The sequence below is a fragment of the Brevibacterium aurantiacum genome, from assembly GCF_003932995.1.
Taxonomy (GTDB): Bacteria; Actinomycetota; Actinomycetes; order Actinomycetales; family Brevibacteriaceae; genus Brevibacterium; species Brevibacterium aurantiacum.
The window spans coordinates 859,331-873,638 of record NZ_CP025333.1 but is presented as its reverse complement, the minus strand read 5'-3'; the positions used below and the strand labels follow the sequence as shown (position 1 = coordinate 873,638).

At 63.3% G+C, this 14,308-nt stretch carries 13 protein-coding genes and 1 tRNA gene; 5 read left to right on the top strand and 9 right to left on the bottom strand.

Annotated features, from left to right (window positions below; all coding sequences use genetic code 11):
- Positions 1–178: 178 nt before the first annotated feature.
- The 4 genes from CXR25_RS03955 to CXR25_RS03940 all read right to left on the bottom strand — a co-directional run bounded on the left by CXR25_RS03955 (position 179) and on the right by CXR25_RS03940 (position 3,246).
- Positions 179–1,654 carry an NCS2 family permease gene (locus CXR25_RS03955; protein ID WP_069599583.1) on the bottom strand — a complete coding sequence of 492 codons (1,476 nt, stop codon included), beginning with the start codon at positions 1,652–1,654 and terminating at the stop codon, positions 179–181.
- Positions 1,655–1,993: 339 nt separating this feature from the next.
- Positions 1,994–2,084 (bottom strand) — tRNA-Ser (locus CXR25_RS03950).
- 92 nt (positions 2,085–2,176) lie between these two features.
- Positions 2,177–2,623 (bottom strand): tRNA adenosine(34) deaminase TadA, encoded by a 447-nt coding sequence (gene tadA, locus CXR25_RS03945; RefSeq protein ID WP_009883968.1) that lies wholly within the window; start codon positions 2,621–2,623, stop codon positions 2,177–2,179.
- Positions 2,624–2,697: 74 nt separating this feature from the next.
- A complete protein-coding gene (locus CXR25_RS03940; protein WP_069599582.1) occupies positions 2,698–3,246 on the bottom strand; it encodes a tRNA adenosine deaminase-associated protein in 549 nt (182 codons plus the stop codon).
- 78 nt (positions 3,247–3,324) lie between these two features.
- On the opposite strand from CXR25_RS03940, the gene upp reads away from it, so the two are divergent.
- The 3 genes from upp to CXR25_RS03925 all read left to right on the top strand — a co-directional run bounded on the left by upp (position 3,325) and on the right by CXR25_RS03925 (position 6,065).
- Positions 3,325–3,963: a uracil phosphoribosyltransferase gene (gene upp, locus CXR25_RS03935; protein ID WP_069599581.1), complete on the top strand. Its 639-nt coding sequence runs from the start codon at positions 3,325–3,327 to the stop codon at positions 3,961–3,963.
- A gap of 250 nt (positions 3,964–4,213) precedes the next feature.
- A complete protein-coding gene (locus CXR25_RS03930; protein ID WP_009883965.1) occupies positions 4,214–5,041 on the top strand; it encodes a winged helix-turn-helix transcriptional regulator in 828 nt (275 codons plus the stop codon).
- A gap of 82 nt (positions 5,042–5,123) precedes the next feature.
- The gene (locus tag CXR25_RS03925) at positions 5,124–6,065 is read left to right on the top strand and encodes an endonuclease/exonuclease/phosphatase family protein (protein WP_114384546.1); all 942 of its coding nucleotides are present in this window, start codon (positions 5,124–5,126) and stop codon (positions 6,063–6,065) included.
- Between the two features lie 22 nt (positions 6,066–6,087).
- Here CXR25_RS03925 and CXR25_RS03920 read toward each other — a convergent pair whose 3' ends face one another.
- Both CXR25_RS03920 and CXR25_RS03915 read right to left on the bottom strand, forming a co-directional pair.
- Positions 6,088–7,278, bottom strand: a complete 1,191-nt coding sequence (locus CXR25_RS03920; protein WP_009883963.1) for a MarP family serine protease — start codon at positions 7,276–7,278, stop codon at positions 6,088–6,090.
- A gap of 5 nt (positions 7,279–7,283) precedes the next feature.
- Entirely contained in the window at positions 7,284–8,585 is a 1,302-nt protein-coding gene (locus tag CXR25_RS03915) for a PrsW family intramembrane metalloprotease (RefSeq protein ID WP_240516275.1), read from the bottom strand.
- An 876-nt stretch (positions 8,586–9,461) separates the two neighbouring features.
- Between CXR25_RS03915 and CXR25_RS03910 the strand changes: the two genes are divergently transcribed.
- Entirely contained in the window at positions 9,462–11,393 is a 1,932-nt protein-coding gene (locus tag CXR25_RS03910; RefSeq protein WP_114384545.1) for a hypothetical protein, read from the top strand.
- Positions 11,394–11,416: 23 nt separating this feature from the next.
- Here the strand turns inward: CXR25_RS03910 and CXR25_RS03905 are convergent, their stop codons facing one another.
- Positions 11,417–12,139: a TioE family transcriptional regulator gene (locus CXR25_RS03905; RefSeq protein ID WP_114384544.1), complete on the bottom strand. Its 723-nt coding sequence runs from the start codon at positions 12,137–12,139 to the stop codon at positions 11,417–11,419.
- Between the two features lie 73 nt (positions 12,140–12,212).
- Here CXR25_RS03905 and CXR25_RS03900 point away from each other — a divergent pair, with 73 nt between their 5' ends.
- The gene (locus tag CXR25_RS03900; protein WP_114384543.1) at positions 12,213–12,701 is read left to right on the top strand and encodes a DUF6194 family protein; all 489 of its coding nucleotides are present in this window, start codon (positions 12,213–12,215) and stop codon (positions 12,699–12,701) included.
- Positions 12,702–12,741: 40 nt separating this feature from the next.
- Here CXR25_RS03900 and CXR25_RS03895 read toward each other — a convergent pair whose 3' ends face one another.
- Positions 12,742–13,530, bottom strand: coding sequence for an HpcH/HpaI aldolase family protein (locus tag CXR25_RS03895; protein WP_069599576.1), 789 nt, complete (start codon positions 13,528–13,530; stop codon positions 12,742–12,744).
- Positions 13,515–14,300, bottom strand: a complete 786-nt coding sequence (locus CXR25_RS03890; RefSeq protein WP_114384542.1) for a fumarylacetoacetate hydrolase family protein — start codon at positions 14,298–14,300, stop codon at positions 13,515–13,517. The genes CXR25_RS03895 and CXR25_RS03890 overlap by 16 nt, the downstream gene beginning before the upstream one ends.
- Between the last annotated feature and the right edge of the window lie 8 nt (positions 14,301–14,308).

Below are 14,308 nucleotides of genomic sequence, written 5' to 3'. Positions count from 1 at the left end.
CACAGTGCATGGTTAGAACAATTGCTTCGTTCTTCGAGCTTCTGGTTATCCATGCGAACAGCAGCGAAGAACGTGGTGTCGCGGCACGGGTCTGGCACCCGCGGCCGTCGACTCAATCGTTCTCAGCACCCGTGTGCGATCTGGCCTTTCGACCAAGCTGTGATCTCAGACATATTCGTCATCCTCCCAAGATAGCCGAAATCGGTCCGCGAACGAAGTACAGCACGAATCCGGCGGAGACGACCCAGAGAAGCCAGTGCACGTCCCGGCCGCGCTTGCTCATCGCGTGGATGAGTGCCCAGGAGATGAATCCGACGCCGATTCCGTTGGCGATCGAATAGGTCAGCGGCATGGTGACCATGGTCAGGAACACCGGCAGCGAGGTCCTGAAGTCACTCATGTCGATCTCGCGGATCTGTGTGACCATCATGGCGCCGACGACGACGAGCGCCGCGGCGCCGGCCTCCATCGGAATGACGCCGATGAGCGGTGCGAAGAACATCGACACCAGGAACAGCACGCCCGTGATGCAGGCGGCGAGTCCCGTTCGGGCACCTTCGGCGATGCCGGCTGCCGCGTCGACGAACACAGTGTTCGACGAGGCGGAGGCTCCACCACCGGCGACGGCACCGATGCCTTCGACGATGAATGCACCGCGGATGCGGGGGAACATTCCGTCCTTCGTCTGCAGACCGGCGCTGCGGGCCAGACCGGTCATCGTGCCCATGGCGTCGAAGAAGTTCGTGAACACCAGGGTGAAGACGAGCATTGTGGCCGCGAGGACACCGATGCGCTCGAAGGCTCCGAACAGGTCGAAGGCTCCGACGAGGGAGAAGTCGGGCAAGGCGACGACCTGGGCGGGAATCTCAGGCGCGGCGAGGTTCCAGCCCTTCGGATCCGGACTGACCGGGTCACCCACGGTGCCCAGCTTCGCAAATGCTTGGATGATCATGGCCAGGATCGTAGCCACGATGATGCCGATGAGGATTCCGCCCGGAATGTTGCGTGCGACGAGGATGCCGATGAGGATCAGCGCCACGACGAACACCAGAGTCGGCAGCGATGCGATCGACCCGTCCTGTCCCAGCTGGACGGGGGGCCCTGCCGGGGTGCGGGTGACGAAGCCGGAGTTGACGAAGCCGATGAACGCGATGAATAGGCCGATGCCGACCGTGATCGCCACCTTCAGCGCGTGCGGCACAGCATTGAAGATCGCGGTCCGGATGCCGGTGGCCCCGAGGACGACGATGATGATGCCGTTGATGATGACGAGCCCCATGGCCTCGACCCAGGTGACTTCCTGGACCACGGAGACTGCCAGGAAGCTGTTCATGCCCAGGCCCGCGGCGAGCGCGAAGGGGAGCTTCGCGACGACGCCGAAGAGGATCGTGATGACGCCGGCGACGAGGCCGGTGACGGCGGTCAGTTGGGCGAAGTCGAGTGAGTTGCCGGCGACGTCCTGTGATCCGCCCAGGATGAGCGGGTTGAGGACGACGATGTAGGCCATGGCCACGAAGGCGACGATGCCTCCGCGGATCTCCTGTTTGATCGAGGACCCACGTGATGTGATTTCGAAGAATCTGTCGAGCAGACCGGGACTCCCGCTGCTGTTGTCAGCGGTCTTCGTGTCCCGCTGTTGGTCGTTGTCAGCCATTTTCATGGACCACCTCAAGTTGTTCGATTTGATCAGTCACCGACATCATCGTCAGCGACCATGCGCCTTGAACATGCGCAGAGAAACGGAGCCTGCTCTCACAATAGAAAATTCTTTTCGCATCATGGAAAGACACTTCCGTTCCGACTGACCAGTTAAGTCTGTTTTGCATAATGTGTCAACGATCACAATCTGATCACGGCACTCGACCGGGGACAGCTCATGCGTTTCGACCACACGCAATCATCGCAAACGACGTAGTCATTGACGTCACCGGGGTGGGAAACAGCAAAGACCCCGAACACCCTATCTGATCAGGACGTTCGGGGCCTTGCACTGTGGCGGTGGCGGTGGGATTTGAACCCACGGTAGGGGGTTACCCTACACAACATTTCGAGTGTTGCACCTTCGGCCGCTCGGACACGCCACCGCGGACAACATTACATTCGGCCCTACGTCGCGTCCAAATCGAGTGACCGTGACTTGAACCACGCCACTCGCTCGTACCCGTGGGGCTCACTTTCAACCGGGAGGGCGTTCCCGCTTCGCGGCGAAGAACTCGCTGAGCAGCTCACGGCATCTGCTCGCGGCAACTCCGGAGTAGACCTCTGGGTGGTGGAGCGCGGCGCGATCTCGCAGCAGATCCCAGACCGAACCGGCGGCTCCGGCCTTCTCATCGAAGGCCCCATAGACGACTCGCGCAATCCGCGACCCGACCACAGCCCCTGCACACATTGCACAGGGCTCGAGGGTGACGACAAGGGTGGCATCGTCGAGGCGCCACCGTCCGGTCACCTCGGCGGCATTGCGCATGGCCATGAGCTCGGCGTGCCCGAGTGGATCCTGATCGACTTCGCGACGATTGTGACCGCGCCCGATCACCGCTCCGTTGCCGTCGATGACAACGGCACCGACGGGAACGTCGTCATGCTCGCTGGCCAGGGCCGCCTCGGCGAGGGCGAGTGCCATCCACTCCTGAAATTGCAGGTGCCCGCCGAAGCCGAGCTCCGCGCCCTGCTCAGACGAAGCCTCCTCCGGTGAGCTCAGCGGGCGGCCTGGAGCTGATCGGCGAATCCCACGGTCTCACCGACGTGGGCGACGACGCGGGCAGGATCCGAACGGTACTTCTCCACCTGTTCGATGAGGTCGGCGGCAAGGACCCCGCGGTCGGCGTAGATTTCGGCGTCGCCGCCCCATTCGGCATCGGCGTCGAACTCGAGCATCTCGACTTCTTCGTCCTCGTCTTCGTCGTCGCCAGCAGGTTCCTCTTCGAGACCGAATTCCTCTTCGGGTTCGGCTTCATAGGCATCGGGCTGAGAGTCGAGGAAATCGGCGAAGATCTCCGCGAATGGGCTGAGCTCGACGGCTCGCAGGTCGGAGAGGAAGACGCGGATCTCGTTGTTCGTGCAGACTCGCACGAGGCCGAACCATTCGTCCTCGTGTTCGATGACCGCGACCGATTCGCCGTCTTCGGACCCGGCAGCCTGCATCATCTCGACAAGGCTGTCGAGGTCAGACGCATCCCGAACATCGACATCGAGCGCACGAAAACCATCGCTGGTTTCGGCAAGGATCTCAGTGAAGTAGGACATGCCTCCATTGTGACGCTTCGGGCGACCTTTCACCACAGTTCCACGCGCGAAGATGAAAAGTTCCGTACCATTTCACATATGCGCCTTCATGTAGCCGATCACCCGCTCATCGCCCACAAACTCAGCGTCCTGCGTGACCAGAACACCGACTCCGCCCGCTTCCGCCAGCTCACCGAAGAGCTCGTGATGCTCCTCGCCTACGAGGCCACCCGTTCGGTGGCGATCGAGGAGAAGGAGATCACGACGCCGGTCACAACATTCACCGGCACGCGCCTAGCCGAACCGCGCCCGGTCGTCGTCCCGATTCTGCGCGCAGGTCTGGGCATGCTCGATGGAATGCTGCGCATCCTTCCCACCGCCGAGGTGGGCTTCCTGGGAATGGTCCGCGATGAGGAGACCTTTGAGCCCAGCGCCTACGCAGATCGACTGCCCGATGACCTCAGCGGTCGGCAGATCTTCGTCGTCGATCCGATGCTGGCCACGGGCGGAACCCTGGCCATGGCCATCGACTTCCTCCTCGCCCGAGGTGCCCGGGACGTCACCGCAGTCTGCCTCGTCAGTGCACCGGAAGGTGTGGAGCGAATCGAGAAGGACTACGCACAGTCCGCGAACGTCGAGATCTACACGGCGGCGCTGGATGAGAAGCTCAACGAGAAGGGCTACATCGTCCCGGGACTCGGTGACGCCGGTGACCGGATGTACGGAATCGTCGACTGAGTCTCGTCATATTTCGTCACACTCGTCTCATTTAGTGGCGATCCTTTGCAACCGACGAGTTTTGTGACAAATAATGAAGCTATGACTTCTACGACTCACTCGACGCGAATGTGCCCCGCAGGCATGTGTATGCCCTGCGTTCGTTGTCGGTGACCGTCTCTCCGCTGTCCGGCCTCGAACGAGTACACGCAGACTCCGCAGCGGACTCATTCAGTCACAACGGCCCTTCGGGTCGAAGCAAAGGACAGCCATGTCGAATCCAGAACCAGCGTACGCACATCCACGCAGCGCAGCTGCCATCCGTCGCGCAGGAGCCCGGTTGAGTGCAGTAGATCCGCAGAACCCGCCCCACACCTTCGGTCCCGCCGGTGTCGTGCCCTCACCGAAGGCAGCGCGCGGAATCATCGTCTACATCGGTCTCGATGAATCCAAGGCAGCCGCCGATGGCACGAATCTCTCCGCCATCGCAGGTGAGCTGCAGGCCTACGCCAAGGAATTGGCCTCCCAGGCTGAGACCCAGGCGGTCATCGCGCTGGCTCCTGAAGGCCGCGGCAACGACATCGACGCCGTTCGTGCCGTAGCCAACGGCTCCCCCGCAGCCACAGGCACCCCGGCGGGAACTCACGGTCCTGTGCGCTCACGTATCCCCAACCGCGTCCATCCTCCGGCCCTGCGCCGCGAGGCTGAGTCGGGTGTCGGCGAGGCCGCACCCACTGGTGGATTCGGCTCCCGATTCGATGGGAACTTCCAGAACAGGACTGCCGAGCGCCTGCGCATCGACATCCCTCGACGCGAGGTTCGCATCGACGGCGATCTCATCGATGTCACCACCAAGGAGTTCGACCTCCTGGCGACTCTCGTCTCCCATGCCGACTCCACGCTGCCTCGCGAGGAACTCATCACAGCCGTCTGGTCGGGCGGCGAAGTTCCTGATGAGAGGACTGTCGATGTGCATATCCGACGCCTGCGCAGGCGTTTGGGTGAGTACTCCTCGGTGATTCGCACGATGCGGGGCTCCGGCTACCGCTACGACACACACCCAGATGTCACCGTGTGGTCGGCCACGGCCCACCGGTGAACGTCGTTTTCGGGTGCAAGTGAGACACGTCGCATGATGTACCCAGCATGAGAACAGACTCAGCGGTTAAGATTCTTAATCGATGAACCAGGAATATCCTCACCCCAGAAAAACGCATAGCCCGGCCAAGGGGATCACTGCGCTGATCTTCGGCGTAGCCTATGCGGCGTTTCTCCTGCTCCACCACCTGCTGCCCGCCAGGATGGGTATTGCGCTGCTCATCGAGAGCATCCTGCCGTGGACGGGAGTCTTCCTGGCCCTCGTGCTGCTCATGTTCCTCATCCGCTTCTCGGTGCTCTCAGCGATCGGCTTCCTGGTGCCGACAGTGGTCTGGGCCTCGATGTTCGGATCCGCGGTGATTCCTGCCGGAGACAGCGGCGGAGCTGATCTCACTGTCGCCACACACAATGTGGGTGCCAGACTGCCTGAACCCACAGCGGCGGCGCAGAGCCTCGTCGATGCCGACCCGGACATCGTCACGATCCAGGAGCTGGAGTCACTGTCGGGCAAGATCATCCACAAGGAACTCGATTCCTCGTTCGAGCATTCGCGGGTCGTCGACACGATCGGGGTGTGGTCGAAATGGCCGATGTCCGAGCCCGAAGAGGTGGACCTGGGACTGCAGTGGCCGCGCGCCTTCGCCACCACAGTGTCCACAGACCATGGCGACATCAGGTTCTACTCCGTGCACATGCCTTCGGTGCGCCCCGGCCATGAGGCCATGCGCAATGCGGCGATCCGCCGATTGGCCACAGAAGTCGAAACCGATGAGGCCGAGCACGTCATCGTCGCCGGTGACTTCAACACCGCCACGACGGACACCAACTTCTCGACCCTCTCTCCCCCACTGGAGGACACTCGGGTCGAAGCCGGCGGTGGATTCGGCTTCACCTGGCCTGCTCGTTTCCCCGTCACCCGGCTCGACCATGTCCTCTACCGCGGGTTCGAAACCGCCTCAGATGAAGTTCTCAGCCGCGGCTCAAGCGACCACCGTGCAGTCGTGGCCGGGCTCGACCTGAAGTAGCCGGCTCAGCCGGTGCACTGCCTCAACCGGTGCACTGGCCCGTCGGCTGCGGGGTTTGGCTCTGGGCACCCGCCTGCAGTTCATCGCTGATCTCCGCGCGGGTGAGGGCATATCCGGTCTCGTCATCGGTGGCGGACCGGGCGAAGACCATCCCGACGACGTCTCCATTGTCATCAAGCAGCGGACCGCCCGAGTTTCCTTCGCGAACGATGCCGCGGACCGAATACACCTCGCGCACCACGGAATTCGAATCGTAGATGTCGAGGCCGCGGGCGTCGATCTTCTCGCGCACTCGCGAGGGAGAAATCGTGTAGGGCCCATTCTGCGGGAAGCCGGCGACCACGGAGTCATCTCCTGGTCCCAGCGCATTGCCGAAGTCCAGGGCCGGAGCGTCGAGGTCTGGAACCCGCAGGACGGCCACGTCGGCTTCGGGATCGAATTCCACCACCTCGGCGGAGTAGGGCCGGCCCTTGCCGCCGACTTGGACGGCGAGCTCAGTCGAACCGGCCACGACGTGAGCATTGGTGGCGATGAGCCCGTCGCTGTAGACGAATCCTGAACCTTCGGATCCTGCCGGGCAGGTAGTCGCGGCGGTCGTGATCTTGACGACCGATTCCTCGACGCCGCGGCCGACGTCGACCATCGCGGAGTCGGGTTCGCCGACTCCACGGATCTGTTCCGCCTGACCGGCGAAGACCTGCGGGAACCCTGTGGCTTTGAGACCCTTGGAGATATCGCCCAGCGCGTTCTGTGAAGAGTACGGGATCGTCTGGTCGAAGGCTGCGATGACCGATGAGTCGGCAACCCACCGGTTCGGTTCGACCCACGGAGTGGTGCGGATGAAACCTGCCGCCAGCCAGATGACGAGGACATAGACAACGCCGGCGGTGACCGTGCCGCCGATCGAGTCGATGCCCTGCCCGAGTTCTGAGTCCATGGATCGTTTGATCCACGCGCCGACCCCGTTGCCGGAGAAGGCGAACAGGACGCTGAGAACGAGCGGCATCGATGCGAGAAGAATGACGACGCCCGGGTTCTCCATGGCCTGGGTGCCTTCGCTCAGGCTCTCGACCAGCGGCGAGAGCAGCCGACCGACGATCCAGCCGACCACGAAGCCGGCGGCTGTGCCGAGGCCGATGATGAACCCCTGGCGGAACCCGGAGAAGAGCGCAGCGATCCCCAGGACGATGATGATGACGTCGACGAGTGCCACGGGAGTCAGCGGACCACGCTTCTCGAGGCGGCGAGAAGACGATCGCGGGCGGAGGAGAACTTCTTCAGCTGAAAGCTCTCGATATCGCGTTCCTTCTGGCCGCCGACTCCGGCCAGAAGTCGCATCCGAGTCGTCGAGAGATCTCCAGACGTACGGATCATGGTGCGCATCTCCTCCTTGCCGCCGGGGAAGCTGTCGGCCCAGCGCTTGCCGAACTTACGACCCTTCCACGTGGCCAGCATGTCGACCTCGGAATGGGTGAGCCATCCTGTGTTCGCGTAGTCACCGAGCATGTTCTGCGTGTGCAGGCGTTCGCTGCTGCGCAGGAGCAGCCCGAGGACAATCCACAAGGTCGTGAGAATGGTGCTGAGGATGATGAGACCGACGATCGACACGATCGCAGGGAAATGGCTGAGCGCGGTCATGGTGCCGTTCCACAACGCGTGCAGAAGCATTCCGACCAACAGACCGGGAAGCCACATCAGGATGATCGCCCACCACTGCCACTTGCGGGCGGCGAAGCCGATCGTCACGCCAGCACAGGTGGAGAACGTCGTGTGCAGCAGTGGTGAGAGTACGCAACGCATGACGAATGTCTGCAGAAGATTCTCGCCGCTCTGTTCCCAGGCTCCGCCGAGGTAGAGGACGTTTTCGGTGAAGGCGAAGCCCGCGCCGATGAGGGCACCGTAGACGAGTCCGTCGAGAGGGCCTTCGAAGTGGCGGCGAGCGGCGAGAACGATGACGACGAGCAGCACAGTCTTCGTCGTCTCCTCCACGACCGGAGCCTCGACGACGGCACCGTAGGCATCGGGCAGAGCACCGACACCCGCGAATAAGAGTGCGACCTTGCCGACGACGGAGAACACGAGTGTGAGGATGACGGCAGCGACGGCACCCCAGAGGAGGCACAGGCCGAGGATGATCTTCGGCTGGGGCTTCCAGCGATCGAGCCAGAGCACGTAGGCGATGATTCCGATCAGTGGAAGCGCCGAGAGCGCGACCAAGGCGAAGAGCCTGACGCCGAAGCTCAGTCCCCCGATGAGGGCAAGGATCAAGAGACCGACGAACAGGCCGACCACCGCGAGGATGGCGATGACCAGACGGATGATGTTGGCGGTCGACCCGGGCTCTTCCTCCGGCTGAGATTGGCGCACAGCCCCGGTCCACGGAGTCTCCGAGACCACCTGCTGAGGCGCCTGCATATGTGCCCGGACGCGCATCTCCTGAGTCACGGTCGGCGCGAACCGCGCCTGCTCGTAGACGCGTCGCTGCATCGGCGGCTGGCCGTGCATCGGTGGCTGGCTCATCGGTGGCTGATTCACTGGGCCGCCGAGGTGGGGGTTGCCCTGGCCTCGGGAGGCAGGGTTCATCCCCGGCTGAGGAATCTGCCGAGGCTGCTGCTGCGGTCCGGGGCCCTGTGTTCCGGGTCCGGGCCCCTGTGTCCCTGGACCAGGCTGCTGCGGACGAGGCCGAAATCGGTCGTTGTTCGGGCGCTGTGGCGGCGGGCCCTGTTGCGGCGGAGGACCCTGCATTGGAGGACCCTGCTGCGGTGGACGCTGCTGCATCGGGGGTCCCTGCTGCATGGGAGGACGCTGCTGCGGCATCTGCCCCTGCCCCTGTGGCGGCATCTGCCCCTGCTGCGTCGGGGGCCCTTGGGGCGGCATTCCCTGCTGAGGCGAAACAGCAGGGTTCCGGGGGTCGGCGACCCGAGGCGGTTGCGCGCGCGGAGGCATGGGATTGCCCGAGTGCGCGTTCTGCTGCGAGTCGGGGCCGCTTCCGGGGCCCGCCTGATCCGACATATATCGTCCTTCTTCGTGTGGAGTACACCGCTGTGCCAAGTTTACGGTCCAATGCTGACGCCAGACCCAGAATGGTGTTGCCGTACCGCAACAGTCTCTGACTTTCGACGGCCGACTCACGTTCGCCGCCCTGTGGACGAATCACCACTCGCAGGACCACCTCGGCGAGGGACATCAGCGAGAACATCGGTCGGCACCCGATCGATCACAACGATACCTGCCGTGAACTGGGACGATGCAAACCAGCTGACTCGACTGTCTGTCCACAGCCACACTGCAGTCGACATCGACTGATGTTCGTTTCCCTGTGGACGGGCCGGGGTGAATTCACAGGCAGATTTTCTGCCCTGGTCAGGCTCGACCCCCTCGCCGTGGAATCAGGGTATGACTACTCGCAGACGCTTCACACTCCGCTCAGCTCTCCTCTTCATGGTCCTGGCTCTGGCCTCACTCATCGGATTCGGGCCGGCCATGGCTCAGGGGCCGCCCGCCTCGCTCGGCGAAGTGCCGATGCTCAAGGCCAGCGAGGCCTATGGTCCCGGCATCTGGCATCACGCGCCGCAGGGCAAGACCTGGTACGGCTCCTACCGAACGTTCAAGGGCACGCAGGCGTACTGCATCGATGCCGGCAAACAGTCGCCCCTGCCCAAATACTTCACGGGTGCAAAACCGGAGAAGATCACCACGGCGCAGACGGCATGGGCGCTGCACGAGTACTCCGGGTCCAAATCGGCCGATGTGCAAGCCGCCTTGAGTGCGCTGGCGCGACTGGATGAGACGATCCCACACGATCACAAGGTACCGCCGCAGAAGCCAGGTGATCTGGGGAAGAAGTTCAAGGGGGCAGCGAAGCAGTTCTCGAAGATCAGCGCCGAGTCGAAGAAGCTCGCGGGCCCGTATACCCTCGACGTCACCCTGACCCCAGTCCTGGACATGCCGGTGCTCGAGCCGTACGGCAAGGATGCCCCCGGCGACGGTGATTTCGCACGAGTCGACGACGACAAGGATGAGAATAAGAAGGCCCAGCTCCCCACAACTGGTGACCTCTCGCTCTCGGTGTCCCTGACCAGCGCCTCCGGCAACGCGGTGCCCGGCGTTCCCATCAAGCTCGACGTCAGCGGATCCACGGACGCACCGACAAGCCTGAACAGCGAGGCCGAACCTGTCGTCACCGTTCTCAAGCCTGAGGCACCCGGCACTGTCACAGCCAAGGCTTCGGCCAGCCTCGCACCAGAGACCGTCCTGCTCTATGAGCCCCAGAAGACCAAGCGGGTGCAGCGAGTGATCACTCCGGACGAACCAGTCGAGGTCTCTGCCAAGGCGAAGATCGATCTGGTCTCTCAGCCTCGTGTGTCCACCGAAATCTCCGATCAGACTCCCGAGCCCGGCGATTCCATCACGGACACGTTCACGGTCTCCGGCTTAGTCGGTGACCACACGGTCACCGTCGAGCACGAGCTGTGGCAGACGGGCTCGACACCCGAGCTCGGGAAGAAGAACGACGACGCCGAGGTGATCGCCGAGGTGACCTCGGAGAACGTCGGCAACGGTACGCACCATTCAGAAGCGATCACAGTCCCTGAGGACTTTCACGGGTGGATGTACTTCACCGAAACGATTGCCGGCGACAAGTCCACGAAGGAATGGAAGGGCCGTCACGGTCAGCCTCGAGAAACCGGCTTTGTCCCGTGGGCTCCCAGCGCCGAGACGGAGGCAGTCCTCGATGTCACCTCCGTCCACGACGAAGTCACGGTCAACGGTCTGCGCCCGGGTGGTGAGGCAGTGATCACGATGACGGCCTATCACACGGAGTCCGAACCCGAACAGTCGAAGGACATCAGCGGGGAAGAGATCCACTCCCAGGACATCACCGTCATCGGGGACGAGAACGGCACCGCGACAGTGACTTCAGAGACCATCGACATGCCCGTCGGCTGGGTCACCTATGTGACCACGATCCAGGGCAATGACGATCACCTGACGTGGACGAGCGAATGGGGTATTCCCGCCGAAACCGTGCACAGGCCACCCGAGGAACCTTCCACTCCCCCGGCACCGCCAGAACCGACGCCACCGGAGCAGCCCTCGACCCCACCTGAAGAGCCCACCACGCCGCCAGCGCCGCCAGCACCACCGGAGGCACCAGAGCCCCCGGTCGAACCGGTCGCTGACACACCTGCGGCCCCTGCGCCACCGGCCCAGCTGCCGCGGACAGGAACCACGGGCAACGGAATGCTCATCGGAGCCGGAATCTTCCTCATCGGCCTCGGAGCCACGGCTCTGATCATCACCGGCAGCCGTCGAAACGGAGAGTGAGGAGAGTCAGCAACTGAAAAGGATCAGCGGTGGCCCAGGTCGACCAAGTCGGCCAGGACGCTTCCGGCCCGGAACAGGGCCAGCGTCCGCCGGGCCACCGCCTCCAGCCGTTCGTCAAGAGCCGCCAGAGATCGGCTCGCATCACCGAGGTCGTGCAGTGCCCCGATCGCTTCCACGACCTCGGGTATCCGATAACCGCCTGCCCGCAGCGCCGCTGTGATCCTGGCGTCCCGTATGGCCGTTGCCCGATAGACCCGGGCAGTCTGGGATCGAGCTTCCACTCGATCGGGACTCACCAGCCCCTCCTTCTCCCAGAACCGCAGGGTCGAAGGCGGCACGCCGAGGGCCTGCGAGAGCTCGGTGATGGTCATCGACTCGCGTGCAGACGATCCTCGTTCCGCAACGGCGATCTCGGTCTCAGTCTCTTTGCGAATCGAGGTCAATACCGTCTTAGCTGCGACTACCTGTCTGCGTTCTTCTTCGAGGGAATACCCGAGTCCGCTGATGAGTGCCGCTGACTCGATGAGAGGCAGATGCTGGACCTTGGACATCACATCTCGAGCAAGCACCGGTCCCACTGCACTGGCAAGCTCACGGTAGGCGAGAAGCGCACTGAGGTGAAGTGACGAGAAGCACCGATATCCGTTGGGCAGCCGTGTGGCGGCGGGAATCACTCTGAGGCTTTCCAACTGACGGATCTGCTGCACGGAATACCCGCTGGTCTCCGCCAACTTCGAGGTTCTCATCGTCTCTCGCTCTCAATCACCTGCCCGAAGGACCACTAACCCGACATAAGCACTTCAGGTTCATACTTCAAGCATGAGTATGCATGACTATCTTGGGAGAGTCCGAGCATTCGAAGGTGTGTTGGAGTTGGATCCAGAGGAGGGCGGTCCGTTTCCAGAGATCGCTTGGGGTGACCACTTCTTCTACTACGCCCCAGATGGCCAGACTCCCCAACAAGGCCAGCCCTTCGCCACCTTTGTTACGAAGGACTACCCGGACGATGCGCTCTCCGAACTGGATCGGGCGGGTCGCTGGCGTCTGAACATCCATGTCGGCCGGCACCGATTCGTCTCACTCACCGGTGAGGAGCCGCGCCTGAGCCGCGACGTTTCGGGCACCGGCACTGCTTCCGGCAGCGTCTGGGACTTCGCTGCCACCGATACGGTGATTCCGCATCCGGTGTATCGGGCACAGGGGTGGATCGCCGTCGTCACCCCGAGTCGGGACTCACTGGCAGTTATCGTCAGCCTGCTCGAGCAAGCTCATGCAGATGCAAAACGGCGCTGGCACCGTATTAAGTAGGTGCCAGCGCCGTGCTGTTAAGCAGCAGCTCAGCCGTCGATCAGTCCTGCACCCACGTCTTCGCCCAGGCGCGGGCACCGTTCATCATCAGGCCGACGTCGGCACCGACGAGGACGAACGAGGCACCTGCGTCGAGGTACTTCCGGGCCTGGTCCGGGTCGAAGGCATTGACGCCGACGAGCTTGCCGGCAGCCTTGACCGCGTCGAAGGTCCGCAGCACCGCATCGGTGACGTCCGGGTGCGTCTGCTGCCCGAGGAGACCCATCGATGCCGCCAGGTCGGAGGGCCCGACGAAGACCGCGTCGACACCGTCGACCGCAGCGATCTCCGCTGCATTGTCGACTGCGGTGGCCGACTCGATCTGCACGGTCAGAGACACAAATTCTTCGGCCCGAGCCAGGTAGTTCGGCACTGCGTTCCACCGGGAGGCCCGTGCCAGGGCCGATCCCACCCCGCGCACACCGCGCGGTGGGTAGTAGACGGAACGCACGGCCGCCTCGGCGTCGGCAGGGGTATCGATCATCGGCACGAGCAGGTTCTGCGCGCCGAGGTCGAGGTACTGCTTGATGAGCACCTGGTCGTTGACGGGCACCCGCACGACAGGGGTCGCGGGGTATCCGTTCATCGCCTGGAGCAGGCTGGTCGTGATCTGCAGGTCGATGGGCGAATGCTCGGCGTCGATGAGCACCCACTGCATCCCCGAGGCCGCGGCGATCTCCGCGGCCACGGGCGAGCCGGAGCAGACCCACATTCCGGCCAGATATTCTCCGTCACCCAGCTCGGTCACGCGCTGGGTGAAGGTCTGCGGCAGTTCTATTCGAAACGACATGTGATGACTCCCAAATCTCCGTAGTCGGCGTGGACTGTATCGCCCGGGCTGACCCACATGGGGCGGGTGAAGGACCCAGCCAGAACGGTTTCGCCTGCCTGGAGGACATCGCCGTGTTCGGCCAGTTTGTTCGCCAGCCACACGATGCCGCGGGCCGGGTGATCGAGGACGGCGGCGGCGAGGCCGGAGTCCTCCACCGACTCATTGCGGTACAGCAGTGCGCCGACCCGGCGCAGATCAACCGCGTCGACGACCACCGGATTGCCACCGAGGACCATGGCCCCCAGCGCAGCGTTGTCCGAGATCGTATCGACGATGGTGCGGCCCTCCATCTCAATCCGTGAGGACAGCACCTCGAGTGCCGGCACCACGTACTCGGTGGCGCGCAGGACGTCGATGAGGCTGATGTCGGGCCCGCGCAGCTCGTCCTTGAGCACGAAGGCGAGTTCGACCTCGACGCGCACGCCCGAATACTGCGAGTGGTCGATGACCGAACCGGTGTCATAGACCTGATCGGCGAAGATCGCCCCGTAGTCGGGCTCGCTGATCCCCGTCGCCTGCTGCATCGGCTTCGAGGTCAGGCCGATCTTATGACCGATCAGCCTGCGACCCGATGCCTCACCTCGGCGCCGCCATTCGTTCTGCACCGCGTAGGAGTCCTCGACGGTCATATCGGGGTACTTAGCGGTGAGCAGACCGATCTTCGACCGGTTCTTCTCCGCATTCGCCAGATCGTCGGCGATGGCCGCGATCGTTGTCTCATCGAGCATGTGCACGT